At 48.7% G+C, this 25,567-nt stretch carries 25 protein-coding genes; 20 read left to right on the top strand and 5 right to left on the bottom strand.

Annotated elements, in window-relative coordinates:
- The first annotated feature begins 511 nt into the window (after positions 1–511).
- Genes tauA through tauD form a run of 4 tightly spaced genes read left to right on the top strand, consistent with a single transcriptional unit; the run spans position 512 to position 3,926 of the window.
- Positions 512–1,474, top strand: a complete 963-nt coding sequence (gene tauA, locus FEK66_RS01755; RefSeq protein WP_135490869.1) for a taurine ABC transporter substrate-binding protein — start codon at positions 512–514, stop codon at positions 1,472–1,474.
- 12 nt (positions 1,475–1,486) lie between these two features.
- On the top strand, positions 1,487–2,254 hold the full coding sequence (tauB, locus tag FEK66_RS01760) for a taurine ABC transporter ATP-binding subunit (RefSeq protein WP_135494321.1): 768 nt from the start codon (positions 1,487–1,489) through the stop codon (positions 2,252–2,254).
- Positions 2,251–3,078: a taurine ABC transporter permease TauC gene (gene tauC / locus FEK66_RS01765; protein ID WP_135494319.1), complete on the top strand. Its 828-nt coding sequence runs from the start codon at positions 2,251–2,253 to the stop codon at positions 3,076–3,078. The genes tauB and tauC overlap by 4 nt, the downstream gene beginning before the upstream one ends.
- Entirely contained in the window at positions 3,075–3,926 is an 852-nt protein-coding gene (tauD, locus tag FEK66_RS01770; protein ID WP_135494317.1) for a taurine dioxygenase, read from the top strand. Before tauC ends, tauD begins: the two co-directional genes overlap by 4 nt.
- A gap of 40 nt (positions 3,927–3,966) precedes the next feature.
- Here tauD and hemB read toward each other — a convergent pair whose 3' ends face one another.
- Positions 3,967–4,941: a porphobilinogen synthase gene (gene hemB / locus FEK66_RS01775; RefSeq protein WP_130206167.1), complete on the bottom strand. Its 975-nt coding sequence runs from the start codon at positions 4,939–4,941 to the stop codon at positions 3,967–3,969.
- Between the two features lie 525 nt (positions 4,942–5,466).
- Here hemB and ehaB point away from each other — a divergent pair.
- Positions 5,467–8,415 carry an autotransporter adhesin EhaB gene (ehaB, locus tag FEK66_RS01780; RefSeq protein WP_135494315.1) on the top strand — a complete coding sequence of 983 codons (2,949 nt, stop codon included), beginning with the start codon at positions 5,467–5,469 and terminating at the stop codon, positions 8,413–8,415.
- Positions 8,416–8,502: 87 nt separating this feature from the next.
- On the top strand, positions 8,503–9,126 hold the full coding sequence (gene iprA, locus FEK66_RS01785; protein ID WP_130206171.1) for a hydrogen peroxide resistance inhibitor IprA: 624 nt from the start codon (positions 8,503–8,505) through the stop codon (positions 9,124–9,126).
- On the opposite strand, the gene ampH is transcribed toward iprA, so the two are convergent.
- Complete coding sequence (gene ampH, locus FEK66_RS01790; RefSeq protein WP_135494313.1) at positions 9,127–10,284, bottom strand: D-alanyl-D-alanine-carboxypeptidase/endopeptidase AmpH; 1,158 nt, start codon at positions 10,282–10,284, stop codon at positions 9,127–9,129.
- A gap of 351 nt (positions 10,285–10,635) precedes the next feature.
- Between ampH and sbmA the strand changes: the two genes are divergently transcribed.
- Positions 10,636–11,856: a peptide antibiotic transporter SbmA gene (gene sbmA / locus FEK66_RS01795; protein ID WP_135406138.1), complete on the top strand. Its 1,221-nt coding sequence runs from the start codon at positions 10,636–10,638 to the stop codon at positions 11,854–11,856.
- A 12-nt stretch (positions 11,857–11,868) separates the two neighbouring features.
- A complete protein-coding gene (gene yaiW, locus FEK66_RS01800; RefSeq protein WP_130215392.1) occupies positions 11,869–12,963 on the top strand; it encodes a surface-exposed outer membrane lipoprotein YaiW in 1,095 nt (364 codons plus the stop codon).
- 52 nt (positions 12,964–13,015) lie between these two features.
- Here yaiW and FEK66_RS01805 read toward each other — a convergent pair whose 3' ends face one another.
- A complete protein-coding gene (locus tag FEK66_RS01805) occupies positions 13,016–13,324 on the bottom strand; it encodes a YaiY family protein (RefSeq protein WP_064527077.1) in 309 nt (102 codons plus the stop codon).
- Between the two features lie 259 nt (positions 13,325–13,583).
- Here FEK66_RS01805 and FEK66_RS01810 point away from each other — a divergent pair, with 259 nt between their 5' ends.
- Positions 13,584–13,796, top strand: a complete 213-nt coding sequence (locus tag FEK66_RS01810; protein WP_130237775.1) for a DUF2754 domain-containing protein — start codon at positions 13,584–13,586, stop codon at positions 13,794–13,796.
- A gap of 205 nt (positions 13,797–14,001) precedes the next feature.
- Here FEK66_RS01810 and ddlA read toward each other — a convergent pair whose 3' ends face one another.
- Positions 14,002–15,096, bottom strand: coding sequence for a D-alanine--D-alanine ligase (gene ddlA, locus FEK66_RS01815; RefSeq protein ID WP_130206181.1), 1,095 nt, complete (start codon positions 15,094–15,096; stop codon positions 14,002–14,004).
- 462 nt (positions 15,097–15,558) lie between these two features.
- On the opposite strand from ddlA, the gene iraP reads away from it, so the two are divergent.
- From iraP to adrA, 4 genes are all read left to right on the top strand, one after another.
- A complete protein-coding gene (gene iraP, locus FEK66_RS01820; RefSeq protein WP_064527081.1) occupies positions 15,559–15,819 on the top strand; it encodes an anti-adapter protein IraP in 261 nt (86 codons plus the stop codon).
- Between the two features lie 100 nt (positions 15,820–15,919).
- Positions 15,920–17,335 (top strand): alkaline phosphatase, encoded by a 1,416-nt coding sequence (phoA, locus tag FEK66_RS01825; protein WP_130260321.1) that lies wholly within the window; start codon positions 15,920–15,922, stop codon positions 17,333–17,335.
- A 118-nt stretch (positions 17,336–17,453) separates the two neighbouring features.
- Positions 17,454–17,774: a phosphate starvation-inducible protein PsiF gene (gene psiF / locus FEK66_RS01830; protein ID WP_130206185.1), complete on the top strand. Its 321-nt coding sequence runs from the start codon at positions 17,454–17,456 to the stop codon at positions 17,772–17,774.
- A gap of 100 nt (positions 17,775–17,874) precedes the next feature.
- Positions 17,875–18,990, top strand: a complete 1,116-nt coding sequence (gene adrA / locus FEK66_RS01835) for a diguanylate cyclase AdrA (RefSeq protein WP_130260319.1) — start codon at positions 17,875–17,877, stop codon at positions 18,988–18,990.
- 16 nt (positions 18,991–19,006) lie between these two features.
- On the opposite strand, the gene proC is transcribed toward adrA, so the two are convergent.
- Entirely contained in the window at positions 19,007–19,816 is an 810-nt protein-coding gene (gene proC / locus FEK66_RS01840) for a pyrroline-5-carboxylate reductase (protein ID WP_135494311.1), read from the bottom strand.
- 119 nt (positions 19,817–19,935) lie between these two features.
- Between proC and FEK66_RS01845 the strand changes: the two genes are divergently transcribed.
- The 7 genes from FEK66_RS01845 to FEK66_RS01875 all read left to right on the top strand — a co-directional run bounded on the left by FEK66_RS01845 (position 19,936) and on the right by FEK66_RS01875 (position 25,505).
- Positions 19,936–20,394 carry a YaiI/YqxD family protein gene (locus FEK66_RS01845; protein ID WP_130223265.1) on the top strand — a complete coding sequence of 153 codons (459 nt, stop codon included), beginning with the start codon at positions 19,936–19,938 and terminating at the stop codon, positions 20,392–20,394.
- A 182-nt stretch (positions 20,395–20,576) separates the two neighbouring features.
- Positions 20,577–21,122, top strand: coding sequence for a shikimate kinase AroL (gene aroL / locus FEK66_RS01850; protein ID WP_130223263.1), 546 nt, complete (start codon positions 20,577–20,579; stop codon positions 21,120–21,122).
- A 28-nt stretch (positions 21,123–21,150) separates the two neighbouring features.
- Positions 21,151–21,342, top strand: coding sequence for a protein YaiA (gene yaiA / locus FEK66_RS01855; protein WP_130206195.1), 192 nt, complete (start codon positions 21,151–21,153; stop codon positions 21,340–21,342).
- A gap of 253 nt (positions 21,343–21,595) precedes the next feature.
- Positions 21,596–22,273 (top strand): AroM family protein, encoded by a 678-nt coding sequence (locus tag FEK66_RS01860; RefSeq protein ID WP_131160963.1) that lies wholly within the window; start codon positions 21,596–21,598, stop codon positions 22,271–22,273.
- Positions 22,274–22,344: 71 nt separating this feature from the next.
- The gene (gene ppnP, locus FEK66_RS01865) at positions 22,345–22,629 is read left to right on the top strand and encodes a pyrimidine/purine nucleoside phosphorylase (protein WP_130206199.1); all 285 of its coding nucleotides are present in this window, start codon (positions 22,345–22,347) and stop codon (positions 22,627–22,629) included.
- 144 nt (positions 22,630–22,773) lie between these two features.
- Positions 22,774–25,053, top strand: coding sequence for a DUF2773 domain-containing protein (locus FEK66_RS01870; protein WP_138211395.1), 2,280 nt, complete (start codon positions 22,774–22,776; stop codon positions 25,051–25,053).
- Positions 25,050–25,505: a hypothetical protein gene (locus tag FEK66_RS01875; protein WP_130260317.1), complete on the top strand. Its 456-nt coding sequence runs from the start codon at positions 25,050–25,052 to the stop codon at positions 25,503–25,505. Before FEK66_RS01870 ends, FEK66_RS01875 begins: the two co-directional genes overlap by 4 nt.
- The last annotated feature ends 62 nt before the right edge of the window (positions 25,506–25,567 follow it).

Below are 25,567 nucleotides of genomic sequence, written 5' to 3' on the forward strand. Positions count from 1 at the left end.
ACTTAGTGCCAGGATGCTATGAGGGCCTGAAAATCGACAGGGTAAAGTTTTTTTTACGTAGTTCATATGTTAGTTTTTTGTGTGTTTGCTATGTATAGTTATTTTCTTTTGCGCATTGTATTTAGATGTGAATTAGTTTGTCAATTAATTGCATTTAAAAAATATGTTCAATGAACGGATATTGTTTATATACATGTTGTGAATGTAATATGCGGTGGGTGAAAAACAATACAGTAGTATATTTAATGCGAATATAATAACTTTGTCATATATTTGGGTTTTAATAAAAATCAGAAGATAGTAAATCTCGTAATCTGACTTTTTATGCATCAATAAAATGCAGTACAGCAATTTCCCCGAGTTGTGGGATGATGCTAATTGCATAATTAACCTTTCCTTTGCTGTTTTTTTGCTAAGAATAAAATCATCTGTACCATAACGACTAATTCTTTTATCAAATGTCTTTGTCCGCGAATACTGCTCCCATAACAAGACAGGGGAGCAGACAATCATGGCAATTTCATCGCGTAACACACTTCTTGCCGCACTGGCATTCATCGCTTTTCAGGCGCAGGCGGTGAACGTCACTGTGGCCTATCAAACCTCCGCCGAACCGGCGAAAGTCGCACAGGCTGATAACACCTTTGCCAAAGAGAGCGGGGCGACGGTGGACTGGCGTAAGTTTGACAGCGGGGCCAGCATCGTGCGGGCCTTGGCCTCGGGCGATGTGCAAATCGGTAATCTTGGTTCCAGCCCATTGGCGGTAGCTGCCAGCCAACAAGTGCCGATTGAAGTCTTCTTGCTGGCGTCAAAACTGGGCAACTCCGAGGCGTTGGTGGTAAAGAAAACCATCAGCAAACCGGAAGACTTGATTGGTAAACGTATCGCCGTGCCGTTTATCTCCACTACACACTACAGCCTGCTGGCGGCGCTGAAACACTGGGGCATTAAACCTGGGCAAGTGGAGATAGTGAACCTGCAGCCGCCCGCGATTATCGCCGCCTGGCAACGGGGAGATATCGATGGCGCTTATGTCTGGGCGCCTGCGGTTAACGCCCTGGAAAAAGACGGCAAGGTGCTGACCGATTCTGAACAGGTCGGGCAGTGGGGCGCGCCGACGCTGGACGTCTGGGTAGTGCGGAAAGATTTTGCCGAGAAACATCCAGAGGTAGTGAAAGCGTTCGCCAAAAGCGCCATCAATGCTCAGCAACCGTATATTGCTAACCCTGACGCCTGGCTGAAACAGTCGGAAAACATCAGCAAACTGGCGCGCTTAAGCGGCGTGCCGGAAGGCGATGTGCCGGGGCTGGTGAAGGGAAACACCTATCTGACGCCGCAGCAGCAAACGGCAGAACTGACCGGACCGGTGAACAAAGCGATCATCGACACCGCGCAGTTTTTGAAAGAGCAGGGCAAAGTCCCGGCTGTAGCGAATGATTACAGCCAGTACGTTACCTCTCGCTTCGTGCAATAAAAGGAGGCGCAGATGCTGCAAATCTCTCATCTTTACGCCGATTATGGCGGCAAACCAGCACTGGAAGATATAAACCTGACACTGGAAAGCCGCGAGCTGCTGGTTGTGCTGGGACCGTCCGGCTGCGGCAAAACCACGTTGCTGAATTTAATTGCTGGTTTTGTGCCTTATCAGCACGGCAGCATTCAACTGGCGGGCAAACACATTCAGGGACCGGGAGCAGAACGCGGCGTGGTTTTTCAGAATGAAGGATTGCTACCGTGGCGCAATGTGCAGGATAACGTGGCGTTCGGTCTGCAACTGGCGGAGATGGAGAAAATGCAGCGTCTGGAAATTGCTCTCCAGATGTTGAAAAAAGTGGGTCTGGAAGGCGCAGAAAAACGCTTCATCTGGCAGCTTTCTGGAGGCCAGCGTCAGCGAGTGGGGATTGCCCGCGCGCTGGCGGCAAATCCCCAACTGTTATTACTCGACGAGCCGTTTGGCGCGCTGGACGCCTTTACCCGCGACCAGATGCAAACCTTGTTGCTGAAACTCTGGCAGGAGACTGGCAAGCAGGTACTGTTGATTACTCACGATATAGAGGAAGCGGTGTTTATGGCGACCGAGCTGGTTCTGCTTTCGCCAGGGCCAGGGCGTGTGCTGGAGCGTCTTCCGCTCGACTTCGCTCGCCGTTTTGTTGCGGGAGAATCGAGTCGCAGCATCAAGTCCGATCCGCAGTTTATTGCCATTCGCGAATATGTTTTAAGCCGCGTATTTGAGCAACGGGAGGCGTTCTCATGAGTGTGCTCATTAACGAAAAACTGCATTCGAGTCGGTTGAAATGGCGCTGGCCGCTCTCACGGCAAGTGACTTTAAGCATTGGTACGTTAGCGGCTTTACTCGCCGTTTGGTGGACGGTGGCGGCGCTGCAACTGATTAGCCCGCTGTTTTTGCCGCCGCCGCAACAGGTACTGGAAAAACTGCTCACCATTGCCGGACCGCAAGGCTTTATGGACGCCACGCTGTGGCAGCATCTGGTTGCCAGCCTGACGCGCATTATGCTGGCGCTATTTGCAGCGGTGTTGATCGGTATTCCGGTCGGGATCGCGATGGGACTTAGCCCTACGGTACGCGGCATTCTGGATCCGGTAATCGAGCTTTATCGTCCGGTGCCGCCGCTGGCCTATTTGCCGCTGATGGTGATCTGGTTTGGTATTGGCGAGACGTCGAAGATCTTATTGATCTATTTAGCGATTTTTGCACCGGTGGCGATGTCGGCGCTGGCGGGGGTGAAAAGCGTGCAGCAGGTTCGCATTCGTGCCGCGCAGTCGCTGGGGGCCAGCCGTATACAGGTGCTGTGGTTTGTTATTTTGCCTGGCGCGCTGCCGGAAATCCTCACCGGATTACGCATTGGTCTGGGTGTGGGCTGGTCTACGTTGGTGGCGGCGGAGTTGATTGCCGCAACGCGAGGCTTAGGTTTTATGGTCCAGTCAGCAGGTGAATTCCTCGCGACTGACGTGGTGCTGGCGGGGATCGCGGTGATTGCGATTATCGCCTTTCTTTTAGAACTGGGTCTGCGTGCGTTACAACGCCGCCTGACGCCCTGGCATGGAGAAGTACAATGAGTGAACGTCTGAGCATTACCCCGCTGGGGCCGTATATTGGCGCACAAATTTCGGGTGCCGACCTGACGCGCCCGTTAAGCGATAATCAGTTTGAACAGCTTTACCATGCGGTGCTGCGTCATCAGGTGGTTTTTCTGCGTGAACAGGCGATAACGCCACAGCAGCAACGTGCGCTGGCTCAGCGTTTTGGCGAACTGCATATTCATCCTGTTTATCCTCATGCCGAAGGGGTTGACGAGATCATCGTACTGGACACCTATAACGATAATCCGCCGGATAACGACAACTGGCACACCGATGTGACATTTATTGAGACGCCGCCAGCAGGGGCGATTCTCGCAGCGAAAGAGTTGCCATCGACCGGTGGCGATACGCTCTGGACCAGCGGTATTGCGGCCTATGAGGCGCTTTCTGTTCCTTTCCGCCAGCTTTTGAGCGGGCTGCGCGCGGAGCATGATTTCCGTAAATCGTTCCCGGAATACAAGTACCGCAAAACTGAAGAGGAACATCAACGTTGGCGCGAGGCGGCCGCGAAAAATCCGCCGTTGTTACATCCAGTGGTGCGTACGCATCCGGTGAGCGGCAAACAGGCACTGTTTGTTAATGAAGGATTTACTACGCGAATTGTCGATGTCAGCGAGAAAGAGAGCGAAGCCTTGTTAGGCTTTTTGTTTGCCCATATCACCAAACCGGAGTTTCAGGTGCGTTGGCGCTGGCAACCGAATGATATTGCGATTTGGGATAATCGCGTGACTCAGCATTATGCGAATGCCGATTATTTGCCGCAGCGGCGTATTATGCATCGCGCGACGATTCTCGGGGATAAACCGTTTTATCGGGCGGGGTGAAGGGGAAATGCCGGGTTGGGATAACCCGGCATAATGATCATTAACGCAGAATCTTCTTCTCAGCCAGATCCAGCGCAAAGTAGCTGAAAATCAGATCCGCACCCGCACGCTTAATCGAACCTAAGCTTTCGAGCACCACTTTCTCTTCATCTATAGCACCTGCCAGCGCGGCGAATTTAATCATCGCGTACTCGCCGCTCACCTGATACGCGCCAATCGGCAATTCAGTACGTTCACGCAGCTCACGCACGATGTCGAGGTACGCGCCAGCTGGTTTAACCATCAGGCAGTCTGCGCCCTGGGCTTCATCCAGCAGTGACTCACGAATCGCCTCACGACGGTTCATTGGGTTCATCTGATAGCTTTTGCGATCGCCTTTTAATGCGCTTCCGGCCGCTTCACGGAACGGACCATAAAAGGAGGAGGCGAACTTGGTCGAATACGACATGATCGCGGTGTCGGTAAAGCCCGCAGCGTCCAGCGCCTGGCGAATCGCTTGCACCTGACCGTCCATTGCAGCGGAAGGGGCGATGAAGTCAGCACCGGCAGCAGCTGCAACCACCGCTTGTTTGCCTAAATTCACCAGAGTTGCGTCGTTGTCGACACCGTGATCGCACAACACGCCGCAGTGTCCGTGAGAAGTGTATTCACAGAAACAGGTGTCTGACATGACGATCATTTCAGGCACGGTCTGCTTGCAGATGCGCGACATACGCGCCACCAGACCATCTTCCCGCCAGGCATCACTGCCGGTTTCATCAGTATGGTGAGAGATGCCGAAAGTCATCACCGAACGAATACCGGCGTTGGCGATGCGTTCGATTTCACGCGCCAGATGTTTCTCTGGAATGCGCATTACGCCGGGCATGGCTTCAACGGCTTTGTAGTCGTCAATTTCTTCTTCAACAAAGATCGGCAACACCAGGTCGTTAAGGCTAAGTGTTGTCTCTTCAAACATAGCGCGCAGCGCAGGAGATTTGCGCAGGCGACGAGGGCGTTGGATTAAATCTGTCATGGTCTGCCTGATGTTTGTGGAATTAAGGTGCACAGTATACCTGATGCTGGGCGGGAGTGTTTTACGAAAGTTGTCGCGATGTTGATAAGAAGAGAACGAAAGAGAGGTCAGGACATCTTTGTAATAGAAATAGCAATGATTTTATATTCACTGCAAATATTTTTAATTTTTATTTATAATCCTCAATTATTGTTTTTGTTGATTTGGTTGAGCTGTCAAAAATTGAATGGATTAAAGTTCATTGTTTATTGATAAATTATTTATCTGGTTTGTTGGTTTGATATTTTTAGAAGCTATAATTCAAAATTAACGCTTTCATTAACGTGTTGAAAAACTGTGTTTTTGTCAGTTTTTACTTTGCGTGTGTAGATGTTTTTTATATATGTCCACAATCGGACTTAGGGGAAAGAATAATTGAACCATTCCTCTATAACGCCGCATAATCGTAAACGCGAAACATAAGATGTTTTCTATGCATTGATAATTGATGGATCAACTTATTACGTCCCTGAGGAGGGATGACAAATGCACTCCTGGAAAAAGAAACTTGTAGTATCACAATTAGCATTGGCTTGCACTCTGGCTATCACCTCTCAGGCTAATGCAGCGACCAACGATATTTCTGGCCAAACTTACAATACTTTCCATCACTACAACGACGCCACCTATGCTGATGGCGTTTACTATGATGGTTATGTAGGCTGGAACAACTATGCTGCTGATAGTTATTACAACGGCGATATCTATCCGGTTATTAATAACGCTACCGTTAACGGCGTGATTTCTACCTACTATCTGGATGACGGTATTTCTACCAATACCAACGCCAATAGTCTGACAATCAAAAATAGCACTATTCACGGTATGATTTATTCCGAGTGCATGACAACTGATTGTGCTGATCGTGCGGATGACTACTACCATGACCGTCTGGCGCTGACCGTTGATAACTCAACGATCGACGACAACTACGAACACTATACATATAACGGCACCTACAATAATGCCGCTGATACTCATGTTGTAAACGTATTTAACATTGGTACGGCTATCACTCTGGATCAGGAAGTTGATCTGTCCATCTCTAATAACTCTCACGTAGCAGGTATTACGCTGACTCAGGGTTATGAGTGGGAAGATATCGACGACAACACTGTCAGCACTGGTGTAAACAGCAGCGAAGTATTTAATAATACCATCACTGTTAAAGATTCTACCGTGACCTCTGGTTCATGGACTGATGAAGGTACTACTGGTTGGTTTGGTAATACCGGTAATGCCAGTGATTACAATGGTAATGGCTGGAATGCTGATGATATCGCATTAGCCGTTATTGCACATCCTGATGCTGATAACGCTATGCAGACCACTGCAACATTCGATAATTCCACACTGATGGGTGATGTATTCTTCTCAAGTAACTTTGATGAGAACTTCTTCCCACATGGTCGTGATAGCTATCGTGATGCTGACGGTGATGTAGATACTAACGGTTGGGATGGTACCGATCGCTTGGATCTGACCCTGAACAATGGTAGCAAGTGGGTTGGTGCGGCAATGTCTGCACATCAGGTTGGTGTTGATATTGATGGCGATGGTGTAAATGAATCTTATACCTATGATATCAATACCGAAGCCACTGCCACTCTGATCGACATCGCAGCTAACAGCCTGTGGCCTTTATCAACAGTGGGCGTGGAAAACAGCGACTCTGCATACAGCGAATTTGATCACATCATTGGTAACGAAGTTTACCAGAGCGGTCTGTTCAATGTGACCTTGAACACCGGTTCACAGTGGGATACCACCAAAACTTCTCTGATCGACACTCTGAGCATCAACAGTGGTTCAACTGTTAATGTTGCTGATTCAATGCTGATTTCTGACTCTATCTCTCTGACAGGTCTTTCTGCGCTGAACATCAACGAAGATGGTCACGTTGCAACTGATTCACTGACTATCGACAACAGTACCGTAACCATCTCTGATGAAGTTTCTGCTGGTTGGGCTGTAGGTGATGCAGCTCTGTATGCGAACAACATCAAAGTGACTAACGACGGTATTCTGGATGTAGGTAACACCGCGGCGAATGCTCTTCAGGTTGATACTCTGAACCTGACCAGCACCACTGATACCAGTGGTAACATTCACGCTGGTGTATTCAACATCGAAAGCAACCGCTTCGTACTTGATGCAGACCTGACCAACGACCGTACCAACGACACTACCAAGTCAAACTACGGTTATGGCTTAATCGCAATGAACTCTGATGGTCACCTGACTATTAACGGTAACGGCGATAACGATAACACTGCTTCTATCGAAGCTGGTCAGAACGAAGTTGATAACAATGGTGACCATGTTGCAGCTGCAACCGGTAACTACAAAGTTCGTATCGACAACGCTACTGGTGCTGGTTCTATCGCTGACTACAACGGCAACGAGCTGATCTACGTTAACGACAAAAACAGCGACGCTACCTTCTCTGCTGCTAACAAAGCTGACCTGGGTGCTTACACCTACGAAGCTCGTCAGGAAGGTAACACTGTTGTTCTGCATCAGACCGAGCTGACTGACTACGCTAACATGGCGCTGAGCATCCCGTCTGCAAACACCAATATCTGGAACCTGGAACAAGACACCGTTGGTACTCGTTTGACCAACTCTCGTCATGGTCTGGCTGATAACGGCGGCGCATGGGTAAGCTACTTCGGTGGTAACTTCAACGGCAACAACGGTACCATTGACTACGATCAGGATGTTAACGGCATCATGGTCGGTGTTGATACCAAAATTGATGGTAACAATGCTAAGTGGATCGTCGGTGCGGCTGCAGGCTTCGGTAAAGGCGACATGAATGACCGTTCTGGTCAGGTGGATCAAGACAGCCAGTCTGCCTACATCTACTCTTCTGCTCGCTTCGCGAACAATATCTTTGTTGATGGTAGCTTGAGCTACTCTCACTTCAACAACGATCTGTCTGCAACCATGAGCAACGGTACTTACGTTGACGGTAGCACCAACTCTGACGCGTGGGGCTTCGGTTTGAAAGCCGGTTACGACTTCAAACTGGGTGATGCTGGTTACGTAACTCCTTACGGCAGCATTTCTGGTCTGTTCCAGTCTGGTGATGACTACCAGCTGAGCAACGACATGAAAGTTGACGGTCAGTCTTACGACAGCATGCGTTATGAACTGGGTGTAGATGCAGGTTATACCTTCACTTACAGCGAAGACCAGGCTCTGACTCCGTACTTCAAACTGGCTTACGTCTACGACGACTCTAACAACGATAACGATGTGAACGGCGATTCCATCGATAACGGTACTGAAGGGTCTGCGGTACGTGTTGGTCTGGGGGCTCAGTTCAGCTTCACCAAGAACTTCAGCGCCTATACCGATGCTAACTACCTCGGTGGTGGTGACGTAGATCAAGATTGGTCCGCGAACGTGGGTGTTAAATATACCTGGTAATATTCTTCACTCTGAAGAAATACTGGTAATTTAATCTAAATAATGCCCGTCAAGGATTTGACGGGCATTACTGCAAAGGACGCGCAAATGTTATCTGTAGTTAAACCTCTTCAGGAATTTGGTAAGCTCGATAAATGTTTGTCCAGATACGGCACGCGCTTCGAGTTTAATAATGAAAAACAAGTCATATTCTCCAGTGATGTAAACAGCGAAGATACATTCGTTATTTTAGAAGGTGTTATCTCTCTCCGTAGAGAAGAAAACGTACTTATCGGTATTACGCAAGCCCCTTATATTATGGGACTGACTGATGGTTTAATGAAAAACGATATACCATACAAATTAATATCAGAAGGAAACTGTACGGGATATCATCTACCAGCCAAACAAACCATTACTCTTATTGAACAAAATCAACTCTGGCGTGACGCTTTTTACTGGTTAGCCTGGCAAAATAAAATCCTGGAATTACGCGACGTTCAGCTCATTGGGCATAATTCCTACGAGCAAATCCGTGCGACGTTATTATCAATGATTGATTGGAATGATGAATTGCGATCACGCATTGGTGTAATGAATTATATCCATCAACGTACACGCATATCACGTTCCGTTGTGGCAGAAGTTCTTGCGGCTTTACGCAAGGGCGGTTATATCGAAATGAATAAAGGCAAACTGGTCGCAATCAACCGTTTGCCTTCAGAGTATTAATCAGGAAGCGGGAATGACCATCGGTTTATTCCCGCTAAGTTCGGTCACCAAATCATTGATGCCATCGCTCATATTTTTAAACCGTGTTAATGGTGAGCGGGTCACGACCACAAACGCACCGATATTTTTTTGCGGGATCATCGCCATATAGGTAATGAAGCCACCGCCACCACCGGTCTTCTGAATAATACCCGGACGTCCATCCTTCGGTGCCATATACACCCAGCCTAAACCGAGAGCATCCGCTCTGCCTGGCACATCCATGCCAATCACTTTCGTAAACTGTGCACGCTGATAAATCAGCGTCTGCATGCGATCCGCCTGGTGACTGCGCTGATAAAAATCAGAAGACAAATATTGCTGCATCCAGCGCATCATATCGCCAGGTGTGGAATAAACGCCGCCGCTGCCAATGGCCGCCAGCGTATTGTTACACGGACTGGCACCGCGCTCGGCAACCATCAAACGGCGGCACTGGTCCGGCGATGGTGTGTAGGTGGTGTCTTTCATCCCCAGCGGACGGGTAATTTGCTCTTCAAACAACTGGGTATAAGGCTTGCCGGAAGCATTCGCCAGCGCATCCGCCAGCAGGTCGAACGCAAGGTTGGAGTACGCGGCCTGGCTGCCTGGCGCGGCTTTTAGTTTTGCTGTAGAAAGGTATTTCCAGCGTTGCTCTCGCGTCGGCCAGACAAACACCGGACGATTTGCCGCGCCACCGGGCTGTTCACGGGGCAGGGCGCTGGTGTGGGTTGCCAGATTCACCAATGTGATGGGGGCTCCGTTATAAGTTGGCACGCGTGCGCCTGGCGGGGCATATTTACTCAGTGGATCGTTTAACTTCACTGTCCCCTGGTCCAGCAATTTCACCAGCATCTCACTGGTCATCAACTTGGTGAGCGAAGCAATACGTACTACGGAATCCAACTGCGGGCGAACGTTATTACCAGGGCGAGTTTCGCCATAACTGCGAAAGACACGCTGATTACCGTCGATAACGACCAGCGCCATCCCGGTGGCACCGCTGCCGTAAAAAATATAATCGGCATAGCGATCAACAATATCAGAGGCGAATTCAGGTTCGGCGATAGGTTGCGCCGCGTGGACAGAGGTCAATGACGCCGCACACAGCACGGCAGAAAAAAGCAGACTACGTTTCAACGGTGGTGTCCATAAATTAAATGAAGGTAACTGAGCGTATTTATACTACTCGTTGATGGATTGCAAAGCGCAAATTAGTGCAATAATAGTGTTAAAAACGTAACGGCGCGTAAACACGATCTTTTTCCTGCTCACCAATGTCTGCATTTGTGATCCTGTTCGTGTTAATGCGCTTATGTAAACAATCCTTTGTTTGTGAAATCCGTCGAAACAATTCTTCCGGTCAGGAGGACGAACTAAGCGCCCCGCGGTTGGTCACAATGGGCGGTTTCATTTGGCTGATTCTTTGAAGCGGCCATGCGGTTAATACACAGCAGTTGCTAAAACGATAAGAAGCTAGCAGGAGAGCATATGTTTAAGTCTTTTTTCCCAAAACCGGGAGCCTTTTTTCTCTCGGCCTTTGTTTGGGCATTGATTGCCGTCATCTTCTGGCAAGCGGGAGGCGGTGACTGGGTTGCCCACATCACCGGGGCTTCTGGGCAGATACCGATTAGCGCTGCCCGTTTCTGGTCGTTAGACTTCCTGGTTTTTTACGCTTATTACATTGTTTGCGTAGGACTTTTCGCGCTGTTCTGGTTTATCTACAGCCCACATCGTTGGCAATACTGGTCAATACTCGGCACTGCGCTAATTATCTTCGTGACCTGGTTTCTGGTGGAAGTTGGGGTTGCAGTCAACGCCTGGTATGCACCGTTTTATGACCTGATTCAAACCGCGCTCAGTTCGCCGCATAAAGTGACCATCGAACAGTTTTATCGCGAGGTGGGCGTCTTTCTGGGGATAGCACTGATCGCGGTGGTTATCAGTGTGTTGAACAATTTCTTTGTCAGCCACTATGTGTTCCGCTGGCGTACGGCGATGAACGAATACTACATGGCGAACTGGCAGCAACTGCGCCATATCGAAGGGGCCGCGCAGCGTGTGCAGGAAGACACCATGCGTTTTGCTTCAACGCTTGAGAATATGGGCGTCAGCTTTATTAATGCCATCATGACGCTGATCGCCTTCTTGCCGGTGTTGGTGACGCTCTCCGCGCACGTGCCAGAGTTGCCGATTGTGGGGCACATTCCGTATGGTTTGGTGATTGCCGCGATTATCTGGTCGCTGATGGGGACCGGATTACTGGCGGTTGTGGGGATCAAACTGCCGGGACTTGAGTTTAAAAACCAGCGAGTAGAAGCAGCTTACCGTAAAGAGCTGGTCTATGGTGAAGACGACGTCACGCGTGCGACACCGCCAACGGTGCGCGAGTTGTTCAGCGCGGTACGGAAGAACTATTTCCGCCTCTATTTTCACTATATGTATTTCAACATCGCCCGCATTCTCTACCTGCAGGTCGATAACGTTTTCGGTTTGTTCTTGCTGTTTCCGTCGATTGTTGCCGGTACGATTACGCTCGGCCTGATGACCCAAATCACCAACGTTTTTGGTCAGGTTCGCGGCGCTTTCCAGTATCTGATTAACTCATGGACCACGCTGGTCGAGTTGATGTCGATCTACAAACGTCTGCGCAGCTTTGAACATGAACTGGATAATGACAAAATTCAGGAAGTAACCCATACATTGAGTTAAAAAGGAGAGGTAATGTCGCGAGTCAACCATCTGTCTTCGCTTTCGTTGTTGGCGGTTCTGGTTTTAGCGGGGTGTAGCAGTCAGGCGCCACAGCCGTTGAAAAAGGGCGAAAAAGCGATAGATGTGGCGAGCGTGGTGCGGCAGAAGTTACCCGCCAGCGTAAAAGACCGCGATGCCTGGGCGAAAGATCTTGCCACCACTTTTGAAAGCCAGGGGCTGGCTCCGACACTGGAAAATGTCTGCTCGGTGCTGGCGGTGGCGCAACAGGAGTCAAATTATCAGGCGGATCCGGTCGTTCCTGGATTAAGTAAAATCGCCTGGCAAGAGATTGACCGCCGCGCCGAACGAATGCACATTCCTGCTTTTCTGGTTCATACCGCGCTAAAAATCAAATCGCCGAACGGCAAAAGCTACAGCGAACGGTTAGATTCCGTGCGCACGGAAAAGCAGTTGAGTGCAATTTTTGACGATCTGATCAGTATGGTGCCGATGGGGCAGACGCTGTTTGGTTCGCTTAACCCGGTGCGCACCGGTGGGCCGATGCAGGTCAGCATTGCTTTTGCCGAACAGCATACCAGGGGGTATCCGTGGAAAATGGACGGTACGGTACGTCAGGAGGTCTTCAGTCGTCGCGGCGGATTATGGTTCGGGACTTACCATTTACTTAATTATCCTGCCAGCTATAGCGCGCCGATTTTCCGTTTCGCCGATTTTAATGCCGGTTGGTACGCCAGTCGTAATGCCGCGTTTCAGAATGCGGTCAGCAAAGCCAGCGGCGTGAAGCTGGCGCTGGATGGTGATTTGATTCGTTATGACAGTAAAGAGCCGGGTAAAACAGAACTGGCGACGCGTAAGCTGGCGGGCAAACTGGGAATGAGCGACAGCGAAATTCGTCGTCAGCTCGAGAAAGGGGATAGTTTCTCTTTTGAAGAGACGGCGTTGTATAAGAAGGTTTATCAACTCGCCGAAGCGAAAACGGGTAAATCGCTACCGCGTGAAATGTTGCCCGGTATTCAACTGGAAAGCCCGAAAATCACCCGTAACCTTACCACCGCATGGTTTGCGAAGCGCGTCGATGAAAGACGAGCGCGCTGTATGAAGCCGTGACCAATAGGTAATCGTAGGCCAGATGTTTACGTCGCATCTGGCAAAATAAATCTTACTGGCGGCGATGTCGCCAGTGCAGCCACACCGCAACCACCGCAAAGATGAAGCAGCCAACCAAAAACGGGATCAGCCCGAAAATGGTGCCAACTCCCAGACCAATTTCCACTCGTGGGCGGCCTGTCTCCTGGACCTGCATTAAACGCTCATAGACTCCTGGCGCATGCACCAACAAATTCAGCAATTGCGCCCCAGCCCAAAAGCAAAACAGCACAAACAATGCATAGGCAATGTTGCCAGGCGTTGAAGAGGCATCGCGATATTTTCCGCTAAACAGCGATTTTGACAGGGTGAAATCAGCCATAAAAACCTCCGGAAGTCATCTGCTTCTCTTCTGGTGTGATACCAGCGGCTTATGGCAAGTCTGACAGGTCATTGGGATTGTCAATATCAGAATCATGGTAAATTGATGTTGGGAATATTCCCGAAGCGAGAATCTTCGTCATGACTCACAAAATTGCAACCTTAAGTTAAATTTCTTAACGGTTCTGGAAATGCTGTCTACACCACAGACGGATGTTGCAGAATATGCAAGGATGTTGTTTTTCGTTAACGGAGCTGCCATGAATCTGCCTGTAAAAATCCGCCGCGACTGGCATTACTATGCGTTCGCCATTGGCCTTATATTCATTCTTAATGGCGTGGTGGGGTTGCTGGGGTTTGAAGCAAAAGGCTGGCAGACCTACGCGGTGGGGCTGGTGACGTGGGTGATTAGCTTCTGGCTGGCGGGACTGATTATTCGCCGTCGCGATGACGATACTGAAAACGCCCAATAACAGTGGATTGGGCGTTCTGGAGTGCTGGCAAAGTGCTCGTTGTTTATGCCGGATGCGGCGTAAACGCCTTATCCTGCCTACAAAATCGTGCAAAATCAGTATATTGCAATTATCTGGTAGGCCTGATAAGCGAAGCGCATCAGGCAATCTTACGTTTGCCATCAGCCTGAAATGCCCAACAAAAAAGTTATTGGGCATCCAAAAATTACATAGTGGTTTTCAATGCGTTATCCGCTGCGTGACGCTCCAGCGCCAGCTCAATCAAACGTGTGATCAGGTCGGTGTAGCCCAGGCCACTGGCTTGCCACAGCTTCGGATACATACTGATGTTAGTGAACCCTGGCAGCGTGTTGATCTCGTTGATCACCACCTCGTTTTTCGGCGTTAAAAAGACGTCTACACGCGCCATGCCAGCACATCCCAACGCCTGGTAAGCCTGAACGGCAATCGCCCGAATCTTATCGTTGATTTCCGGCGCAATGTCCGCAGGAACCACCACTTTCGCGCCATCTTCGTCAATGTACTTGGTGTCGTAGGCGTAGAAATCGCTGGTCAGTACGATCTCGCCACAGGTACTGGCTTGCGGATTGTCATTACCCAGAACCGCACATTCGATCTCACGACCTTTGATCCCTTGCTCAACGATCACTTTGTGATCGAATTCGAACGCCAGATCGACAGCAAGGGCATACTGCTCTTCGCTGGTCACTTTGCTGACGCCAACAGAGGAACCCTGATTAGCTGGTTTTACAAACAGCGGCAACCCAAGTTTAGACTTCACTTCGGCGAAGCTGATTTTGTGGCGATTGGCGCGCGTCAGGGTAATAAATGGCGCGATGTTCAATCCAGCGTCACGCAGCAGACGTTTGGTGACGTCTTTATCCATGCATGCAGCAGAAGCCAGAACATCGGAACCGACAAACGGTAGATTGGCGACCCGCAGCATTCCCTGTAAGGAACCATCTTCACCCAACGTACCGTGGACAATTGGGAAAATGACATCCACCGTCGGCAACGGCTGGCCGTTCTGCGCATCAATAAGTTGCTGTTCATGTTTACCCGGCACCTGCGCGAGACTGGTGGCCGAAGGGCGCAGCGCAATATGGGCAGGATCGTCTGCGTTCAGCAAATAATTGCTGGCATCGCTGACGTGCCATTGCCCTTGTTTATCAATGCCCAGCAGCACAACGTCAAAGCGACTTTTATCAATGGCATCGACAATGTTTTTTGCCGATTGCAGAGACACTTCATGTTCTGCTGACTTTCCACCAAAAACGATTCCTACCCGCAGTTTTTCCATCTTAAAAACCTATCCCGTAGAACACAAAGAGCATACATTACCACGACAAAACGGGGGATTCGCGGCCTTCTGACAGTTTGTTGCAATCTTCTGCTGATAAACCGTGCAGCTTGCGGGGTAAGATTCATCGCTGACTAAATTATGTGCGTAAGATCACAAAAATGATGAACGGGAAACTAATTTATTCCTGGTGTGAATTGCTGCCTGGATGGTTATTATACGTAATAATAAGTTAACCAAGAGTATATATTCCATAACTTTTTATTATAAAAAACATTAATAATTGTATACCTATATTTTATGTGTGGAATTATTTAAAAATAGAGAAACGTTTCGCTGATAAATGTGAAAAAAATATTTGCTAAAATTATTTCCTCTGTCATAAAAATACTACATCAAGACTCTATGCAGTTGTGAAACATAATGTTAACTTCTCCATACTTTGGATAAGGAAATACAGATATGAAAAATCTCATTGCTGAGTTGTTATTTAAGCTTGCCCAAAAGGAAGAGGAGTCGAAAGAATTGTGCGCGCAGGTCGAAGCACTAGAGATTATCGTTACTGCGATGCTTCGCAATATGGCGCAAAATGACCAACAGCGGTTGATTGATCAGGTTGAAGGGGCGCTATACTCGGTAAAGCCCGATGCCAGCATTCCTGATGACGATACGGAGCTGCTGCGCGATTACGTAAAGAAGTTATTGAGGCATCCTCGTCAGTAAAAAGTTAAGCCCTCCAACAGTTGTCATAATGCTGTCATGCCAGAGACTTATAGTCGCTTTGTTTTTATTTTTTAATGTATTTGTACATGGAGAAAATAAAGTGAAACAAAGCACTATTGCACTGGCTCTCTTGCCGTTACTGTTTACCCCTGTTACTAAAGCTCGGACCCCAGAGATGCCAATTCTGGAAAACCGGGCGGCACAGGGGGATATTACCGCGCCTGGCGGCGCTCGCCGATTAACGAGCGATCAGACCGCTGCCTTACGCGATTCTCTTAGCGATAAACCCGCGAAAAATATTATTTTATTGATTGGTGATGGGATGGGGGATTCGGAAATCACTGCCGCACGCAATTATGCTGAAGGCGCGGGCGGTTTTTTTAAAGGGATCGATGCCTTGCCGCTTACCGGACAATACACCCATTATGCGCTGGATAAAAAAACCGGAAAACCAGACTACGTGACCGACTCCGCAGCGTCAGCAACAGCCTGGTCAACTGGCGTCAAAACGTATAACGGCGCGCTGGGTGTCGATATTCATGAAAAAGATCATCCAACGATTCTGGAATTGGCAAAAGCCGCAGGACTGGCGACCGGCAACGTTTCAACGGCTGAAATACAGGATGCCACTCCCGCCGCGCTAGTGGCACATGTGACCTCGCGCAAATGCTATGGTCCGAGCGTTACCAGCGAAAAATGCCCGAGCAACGCGCTGGAAAAAGGTGGAAAAGGATCGATTACTGAACAACTGCTTAACGCCCGTGCAGATGTTACGCTTGGCGGCGGTGCAAAAACCTTTGCTGAAACGGCTACCGCCGGTGAATGGCAGGGAAAAACGCTGCGTGAACAGGCGCAGGCGCGTGGTTATCAGTTAGTCAGCGATACCGCATCGCTGAATGCGGTGACGGAAGCGAACCAGCAAAAACCCCTGCTTGGACTGTTTGCTGACGGCAATATGCCAGTGCGCTGGCAAGGACCGAAAGCAACGTACCACGGTAATATCGATAAGCCCGCAGTCACCTGTACCCCGAATCCGCAACGCAATGACAGTGTGCCTACGCTGGCGCAGATGACCGATAAAGCCATTGAACTACTGAGCAAAAATGAGAAAGGATTCTTCCTGCAAGTTGAAGGTGCGTCGATCGATAAACAGGATCACGCCGCGAATCCTTGTGGCCAAATTGGCGAGACGGTCGATCTCGATGAAGCCGTACAGCGGGCGCTGGAATTTGCCAAAAAGGATGGCAACACACTGGTGGTGGTCACCGCTGACCACGCCCACGCCAGCCAGATTGTCGCGCCAGATACCAAAGCGCCGGGTCTGACTCAGGCGTTAAACACCAAAGATGGCGCAGTGATGGTGATGAGTTACGGGAACTCCGAAGAGGATTCACAAGAGCATACCGGTAGCCAGTTGCGTATTGCTGCATATGGTCCGCACGCTGCGAATGTGGTTGGTTTGACCGATCAGACCGATCTCTTCTACACCATGAAAGCTGCACTGGGGCTGAAATAACACCGAACCCGGCGGCTAATTTTGGCTGTCGGGTGGTTTTTTTGCTGTTAGCAACCAGACTTAAAAGCAGATCAAGGGCGCAAACGCTCCTGGTTAAAATGTGAAGAGGGATAGTGCTATGAAAATAACATTACTGGTTACCCTGCTATTCGGCCTGGTTTTTTTAACCACTGTCGGCGCTGCCGAGAGAACGTTAACCCCACAACAACAGCGTATGACCTCCTGTAATCAACAGGCGACAGCGCAGGCGTTGAAAGGGGATGCCCGTAAGACATACATGAGTGATTGCCTGAAGAACAGCAAATCTGCGCCCGGTGAAAAGAGTTTGACGCCGCAGCAGCAGAAGATGCGCGAATGTAATAGTCAGGCGACGCAGCAATCTCTGAAAGGTGATGATCGTAATAAGTTTATGAGTACTTGCCTCAAGAAAGCCGCGTAAAACCTATAGTGCTAACGGGTGAGTTAAGAAAATGGCTCACCCGAAATATCATACTCCCGCCTTTCGCCCCATCTCTATAATTTGGGAAAATTGTTTCTGAATGTTCCCAAAAATAATGAATGATGAAAATTTTTTCAAAAAAGCGGCGGCACACGGGGAGATACCACCATTAGCTCCTCAAAACGAACATCAGCGATCCGGGCTGCGCTTCGCCCGTCGCGTCAGACTACCGCGAGCGGTAGGACTGGCTGGGATGTTCTTACCAATCGCCTCGACGTTGGTTTCGCACCCGCTGTCAGGCTGGTGGTGGCTGGTGTTGGTTGGCTGGGCATTTGTCTGGCCGCATTTAGCCTGGCAGTTGGCGAGCAGGGCCGTTGATCCGCTTGGCCGGGAAATATACAACTTAAAAACTGATGCAGTGTTAGCCGGTATGTGGGTAGGCGTGATGGGCGTAAACGTGCTGCCTTCGATCGCAATGCTGATGATTATGTGCCTGAATTTGATGGGGGCAGGGGGCCCCCGTCTGTTTGTCGCCGGTTTGGTGTTGATGGTCGTTTCCTGCCTTGTCACACTCGAACTCACGGGGATCACGGTGTCGCTCAAGAGTGCGCCGCTGGAATGGTGGCTCTCCCTTCCCATTATCGTCATTTATCCTCTGCTGTTTGGCTGGGTCAGCTACCAGACAGCGACCAAACTGGCTGAACATAAACGACGATTGCAGGTCATGAGTACCCGCGACGGCATGACGGGCGTTTACAACCGGCGCCACTGGGAAATCATGCTACGTAATGAGTTTGATAACTGTCGCCGACACAATCGCGATGCGACGCTATTGATTATTGATATCGACCATTTTAAGAGTATCAACGATACATGGGGTCACGATGTCGGTGATGAAGCAATCGTTGCCCTTACCCGACAGTTACAAATTACCCTGCGTGGCAGCGATGTGATTGGTCGTTTTGGTGGTGATGAATTTGCGGTGATTATGTCAGGTACGCCAGCCGAAAACGCCATTACTGCCATGTTACGTGTACATGAAGGATTAAATGCATTACGCCTGCCAAATACGCCGCAGGTGATATTACGGATAAGCGTCGGTATCGCGCCGCTGAATCCGCAAATGAGTCACTACCGTGAGTGGCTGAAATCGGCTGATATGGCGCTCTACAAAGCAAAGAGAGCCGGACGTAACCGTACTGAAGTGGCGGCCTGACGTCCAGCGAGAGTCATCAGGACTTGCTGAGTTTTTCTGATTTTTCCATACACTTCGTCATCGCTTCGATCACCGCGGAACGGAATCCTTTCTCTTCCAGAACGCGTACCGCTTCAATGGTTGTGCCTCCTGGTGAGCAGACCATATCTTTCAAGGCGCCCGGATGTTCGCCGGTTTCCAGCACCATTTTCGCGGAACCCATTACCGCCTGGGCGGCAAACTTATAAGCCTGCGCGCGTGGCATCCCGCCCAGCACGGCGGCGTCGGCCATCGCTTCGATAAACATAAAGACATAGGCTGGCGAAGAACCGCTCACGCCAACCACTGGGTGGATCATCGGCTCAGCAATGACTTCCGCCTCGCCAAAGCAGCGGAAAATATTCAGCACATCGGCAGTATCTTCGGGAGTGACCAACGCGTTTGGCGTTACGGATGTCATCCCGGCGTTGACCAACGCGGGGGTGTTCGGCATGGCGCGAATAATTTTCCGGTCGTGACCCAGCGCCCGGGCAAGTTGGTCGAGCGTAACGCCTGCGGCGATAGAAACCACCAGAGAGTCTTTATTCAGGCTGGAAGTGATTTCGTTAAGGACTTTAATCATGATGCCCGGTTTGACGGCAGCAAAGACGATATCGGTGATTTGCGCCACTTCCTGTGCCGATTCTGCGGCGTTGATACCAAACTGTTCATGTAAGGCGGCAACTTTATCCGGGGAGGGGGTATACACCCAGATTTGCCCTGGAAGGACCTGACCGCTGGCAATCAGACCGCCGAGAATGGCTTTTCCCATATTGCCGCAGCCAATAAAACCGATTTTCTTTTCCATTGCACACTCCTGCCGTGAATTCATTATTTTGAAAAGCGCCTGGTCAGAAGCATAAACAGAACTATGCCGGAAGGCAAAAGCGCGACACAATAGAGGATTACCCAACAGAGGATAGCCTTATGACAATATGGGTGGACGCCGATGCGTGTCCCAATGTAATTAAAGAGATTCTGTATCGCGCGGCAGAACGTATGCAGATGCCGCTGGTGTTGGTGGCAAATCAGAGTTTACGCGTGCCGCCATCGCGGTTTATTCGCACGCTGCGCGTCGCGGCAGGTTTTGACGTGGCTGATAATGAAATTGTACGTCAGTGTGAGGCGGGCGATTTGGTAATAACCGCAGATATTCCTTTGGCTGCTGAAGCCATCGAGAAAGGCGCGGCAGCACTTAATCCGCGTGGCGAACGGTACACACCTGCGACTATTCGTGAACGTCTGACGATGCGCGATTTTATGGATACCCTACGAGCCAGCGGGATCCAGACCGGAGGACCAGATAGCCTTTCGCAACGTGACCGCCAGGCATTTGCGGCTGAACTTGAAAAATGGTGGCTGGAAGTTCAACGTAACCGTTCGTAAATGTAATATATTATTTACACTTCTTTCTCGCTCATTTCTTGATATAGTAAGGAATGTATTGAAGTTCGCTCCTTAAGTGGAATTATTTCTTTACAATCGAAATTGTACTAGTTTGATGGTATGATCGTTATTCTTACGAAACCGGCTTTCGCCGCATTGCGACCTTTTGGGGAAAACCCACGATGACACAACCTCTTTTTCTGATCGGGCCTCGGGGCTGTGGTAAAACAACGGTCGGAATGGCCCTTGCCGATTCGCTCAACTGTCGGTTTGTTGATACCGACCAATGGTTGCAATCACAACTCAATATGACGGTAGCAGAGATCGTCGAAAGGGAAGAGTGGGCAGGATTTCGCGCCAGGGAGAGCGCCGCTCTGGAAGCAGTAACTGCACCATCCACCGTTATCGCGACGGGCGGCGGTATTATTCTTACGGAATTTAATCGCCACTACATGCGTAATAACGGGATTGTGGTTTACTTGTGCGCGCCGGTGTCAGTGCTGGTAAATCGTCTGCAAGCAGCGCCAGAAGAGGATTTACGGCCAACACTCACAGGAAAACCGTTAAGTGAAGAAGTTCAGGAAGTGCTGGAAGAACGCGATGCATTATATCGTGAAGTTGCGCATATTATCGTCGATGCTAACAACGAACCCAGTCAGGTGATCTCTGAAATTCGAACCGCTTTGGCACAAACGGCAAACTGTCATTGTCCTGGCACCTATACTTAATGTTCATCCCGTGAAATAAGGAAGAACAATGCCAACGAAACCGCCTTATCCCCGAGAAGCCAGAATTGTTACGGTAGAAAAAGGCCAGCAAGGACAGACTGTGACCTGGTATCAGCTGCGAGCCGATCATCCCAAACCAGACTCTTTGATCAGCGAACATCCTACGGCCCAGGAGGCGATGGATGCTAAAAAACGCTATGAGGATCCTGATAAAGAGTGACCGCATCAAACTGCTCGGAAGGGACTCTGAGTGCTATTGCAACGGACCTGCATCACACTTTTCACAATTCATGTTTTTCAAATAATTAGAATATTAAACAATAACAATCCATTACTGGAACTATTGGGAATCTTTACATTATGCCGTGCGCGTCTGCTGCTACGCTTTTTTGCATTTGTAGCATCGGCAAGCGCCCGCTGTGGTGCTTAGTATTTGCCCGGTAATTAACGACGAAAAAGAAAGGTGGAAGACAATGAGCGCGTCGTTGGCGATTCTGACCATCGGCATTGTACCAATGCATGAAGTTTTGCCGCTTCTGACGGAGTACATTGACGAAAATAATATTTCCCATCATAGCCTGCTGGGGAAATTAAGCCGCGAAGAGGTGATGGCGGAGTATGCGCCAGAAGCAGGCGAAGAAACTATTCTTACATTATTAAATGACAACCAGCTGGCCCACGTTTCACGTCGTAAAGTGGAGCGTGATCTACAAAGCGTGATTGAGGTACTCGATAATCAGGATTATGACGTTATTTTGCTAATGAGTACGGCCAACATTAGCAATATGACAGCGCGAAATACGATCTTCCTCGAGCCTTTGCGCATTCTCCCACCCTTGGTTTCCTCCATTGTTGAAGGTCACCAGGTCGGTGTTATTGTTCCAGTAGAAGAGCTTTTGGCCGTTCAGGCGCAAAAATGGCAAATTTTGCAGAGAACACCACTATTCTCGCTGGGAAATCCCATTCATGATTCTGAACAGAAAATCGTTGATGCCGGGAAAGAATTGCTGGTGAATGGCGCAGATGTCATCATGCTGGATTGTTTAGGATTTAATCAGCGTCATCGCGATTTACTGCAAAAAAAGCTCGATGTACCTGTTTTGCTCTCTAACGTATTGATTGCCAGGCTGGCGGCGGAATTGCTGGTGTAATTTTACGTGACAGTTAGCACCTTTGGCCCCTATAGTGAAGAAGATGTTAAACCACCTGACAGGGCCAGTTTATGCTTCAAAGTAACGAATACTTTTCCGGAAAAGTGAAATCGATCGGCTTTACCAGCAGCGATACTGGCCGCGCCAGCGTCGGTGTGATGGTTGAAGGTGAATACATGTTCAGCACTGCGGAACCCGAAGAGATGACGGTGGTCAGCGGGGCGCTGAATGTTTTGCTGCCTGGCGCTACCGACTGGCGCGTGTATGAAGCTGGTGAAGTATTTAATGTTCCCGGCCACAGCGAGTTCCATCTGCAAGTTGCCGAACCGACCTCCTATTTGTGCCGCTATCTGTAATATCGCGCCTTCCCGTCTGAATGGGAGGGCATTTTTCTGAAATATTCCTTATTTCACGAATAATAAAATCTCCATTGCTGCTAATTTTTCTATTTTCGATATATTCATAATCTATCAAGGTTGATATTAATATCAGTGAAGATTATGAATAAAATAAAAATATTGATCATCTGTATGGTTGTATTTATTGCCACCGAAAATGTTTACGCTGCAGAGTGGATCACGAGCGATGATCTTATTAAGTCAGATTTCCATATCATGACCGCAGAAGAACGTAATGGAGTTAAAGATGAAACCGATGATAGTATGGAAGCCTCTTATATGCTTAAAAATAACATTCGTTGGTATTATCATAATGGAGATTTATCAATACCCAGCAATTTTAGTAATAAGCATACCCTGGTGGTCAAGGGAGATTTAACCATTAATGGTGATTATGATGATTATTCGGCAGGTGATGGTCAACTCATTGTGTTGGGCAATGTGATTGTCGATAACTTTATTAATCATGATTTCGCATACGTCAAAGGTGAGATGCAAGCGAAAGGTTTAGTCTATGCTGATTATAATGATCATAACTTTGAAGTAATGAAAGGTATTACGGCTCGCGGAATTATTGTTTCAGACAAGGCGACGCAATTTGAGGTTAATAACGCTGAGTTTTATATCAACGAAGATACCAGCAATGAAAATTATGACTGGGATGCGAATATTCGAAAAGCGTATTCGCTGTTTGAGCCCGATCTCTATGAGATTACTGAAATTGAAACCGACAATGTTTTAAATGCCTATCCTGATTATGACAGTGTAGCGGCCAGTATTGTCCAGGGATTGCCGTTGTTTCGCGATAAACCTGTATCGGGGTTAAGTGAAAAATTGCAGTGGATTGAACAGGGCAAGGTCGAAAAATTTGCGGCTGGCAACGTTAAGCATGAAGATCCGCTGGTGGCGCGTTTTCTGACTCGCATGGAGAGTCTACCAACTGATGTTATGCTGCAATTGCTACAGCATCCTGATGACCAGACACGAGAATATATGGCGCAGCGTTGGCCCGCCAGGCAAATGCATTTACTCACCGCGCCGTTTATTAAAGACCAGGCAGTGGCGAAAGGACTGATTAAAAACAGCGATATTTCACCAGTAGTGAATGAAAAATTAATGTCGACGCCTGTCGAGAGCGTCCAAGTCGAGCAGGCCAGGCAGGATAATCTTTCTCCGGAAATCATTGCCCTATTAAGTCAGAGTCCGTTTCCGATTGTGCGTAAGACGTTAGTCAGCCAGTACGATTACGCGTGGCTGGTGCCAACATCTGTGGTGGATGAACTGATAAATAGCGATGATGATGAACTACGCGAACGAATTGCTGGTGCCGATTTGACTCCACGACAAGCCGTGGCGCTGAGTAACGATCAATCAATTAAGGTCCGTGAAGCCGTAGCTCATGCCCTTGCGGAACTCAAAGTTACGCGGCTTTCTGCAAACATGAGTATTCCCGATATTGAACGTATTGCAGATCAAATGTATCTCGATAATAAAGACCATAAAAATATCGTTATGGCATTATTTATTGCTTTACCTGAAGCGCGCCAACTGTCGCTGGCAAAAGAAGATATACAATATTTACGTGAAGGTGTGCGTTATCTGACGTCAACTGAAGTGATTAACTATCTCCTGACACATCATGATAACCCCGCTGTCTGGAATAAATTAGCACACGATAAACTGCTGCCGTTGGAATATAAGAAAAAATTGTGGCAGCGCACATTGCAATTAATGATGAGCAAACGGCAAGAAGATCAGGAGCAGGCGTATGATATACAATTGGAACTGATTGATAATGGCATAATAGATGAAGCAATGCTCAATGACGCCATCGATTTGCTGCCTGATTTACCGGCTGAATATCGTTACCGGATGCGCAATCAGTTATTTGATAAAAATGATTTACCCTCAGAGATTATTGCCCGTCTTGATAAGCAATATCGCTTTAATGCTGACTGGGCGCTGTCTGTTACAGACATGGCAAATAGTAATCGTAGGCAGTGTGATAGAGGATTACGTCGCTGGAATGATGATGATAGCGTTATTTTAATCGAGCTGGATAAGCTGACAGATAAGCCTGATGATGAGTTTTGGCTGGCATTACTGCAAAGTCGGCATGAACAATTACGTAAAACGGCGTTGATTAATGCGCATACGCCGACTTCTGCATTCACAGCATTGGTTACACCGCAGGATCGTCAGGGAGCGATTGCCAATCCGCAACTGCCTGCTGAGGTGAAAACGGCGTGGTTAAAAGAGGATCCGTCATTACTGTTATTTGCCGATCATCCGGATCCACAACAATTACGTGAATTAGTTAAAACCGGATCGACACGGAAAATTCGTAGTGAAGCGCGCAATAAGCTTGAGGAATTAAAATGAGGTCACGGCCCTGGAGTAAATTACAGCGGGAAATCTATGATTTACTGACGCCGACCATCAATCTGCAAATTCACTGTACCCGTTATCCAATGCGCAGCCAAAATGGTGGAAGCACCGATTTGCCGCGTTACTGGATCACTCTGGATCAAGATGTTATCTGGGATTATCCAAAAGATTTTGTCGCGGGTAATCATGGAGTGCGAAATTTTCACGGCGAAACTTGCTGGTATCCTTACCTGACGGATATTTGTTCAATTTCTAATTTATTGCGTGAATATATTGATACACCGAAAGCGGAGCTGTTAACGAAACAGTTTGCCAGTGATAAGTGGGGGTTAGTGAATATTCTGCGTGCTGCCGACAGGCGAATCGGGACGAGGCGGTTAGATCAGTTACGGCGTAAAACACACAATATTGCAGCGTTAAAAATCATCATCCGACGTAGCGAATGATTAGATTAATGCCTGGCATGGCTTCGTACGCCGGATAAGACGCACCGAGGCGTCGCATCCGG

It is taken from the genome of Escherichia sp. E1130 (genome assembly GCF_005781065.1).
Classification (GTDB): domain Bacteria; phylum Pseudomonadota; class Gammaproteobacteria; order Enterobacterales; family Enterobacteriaceae; genus Escherichia.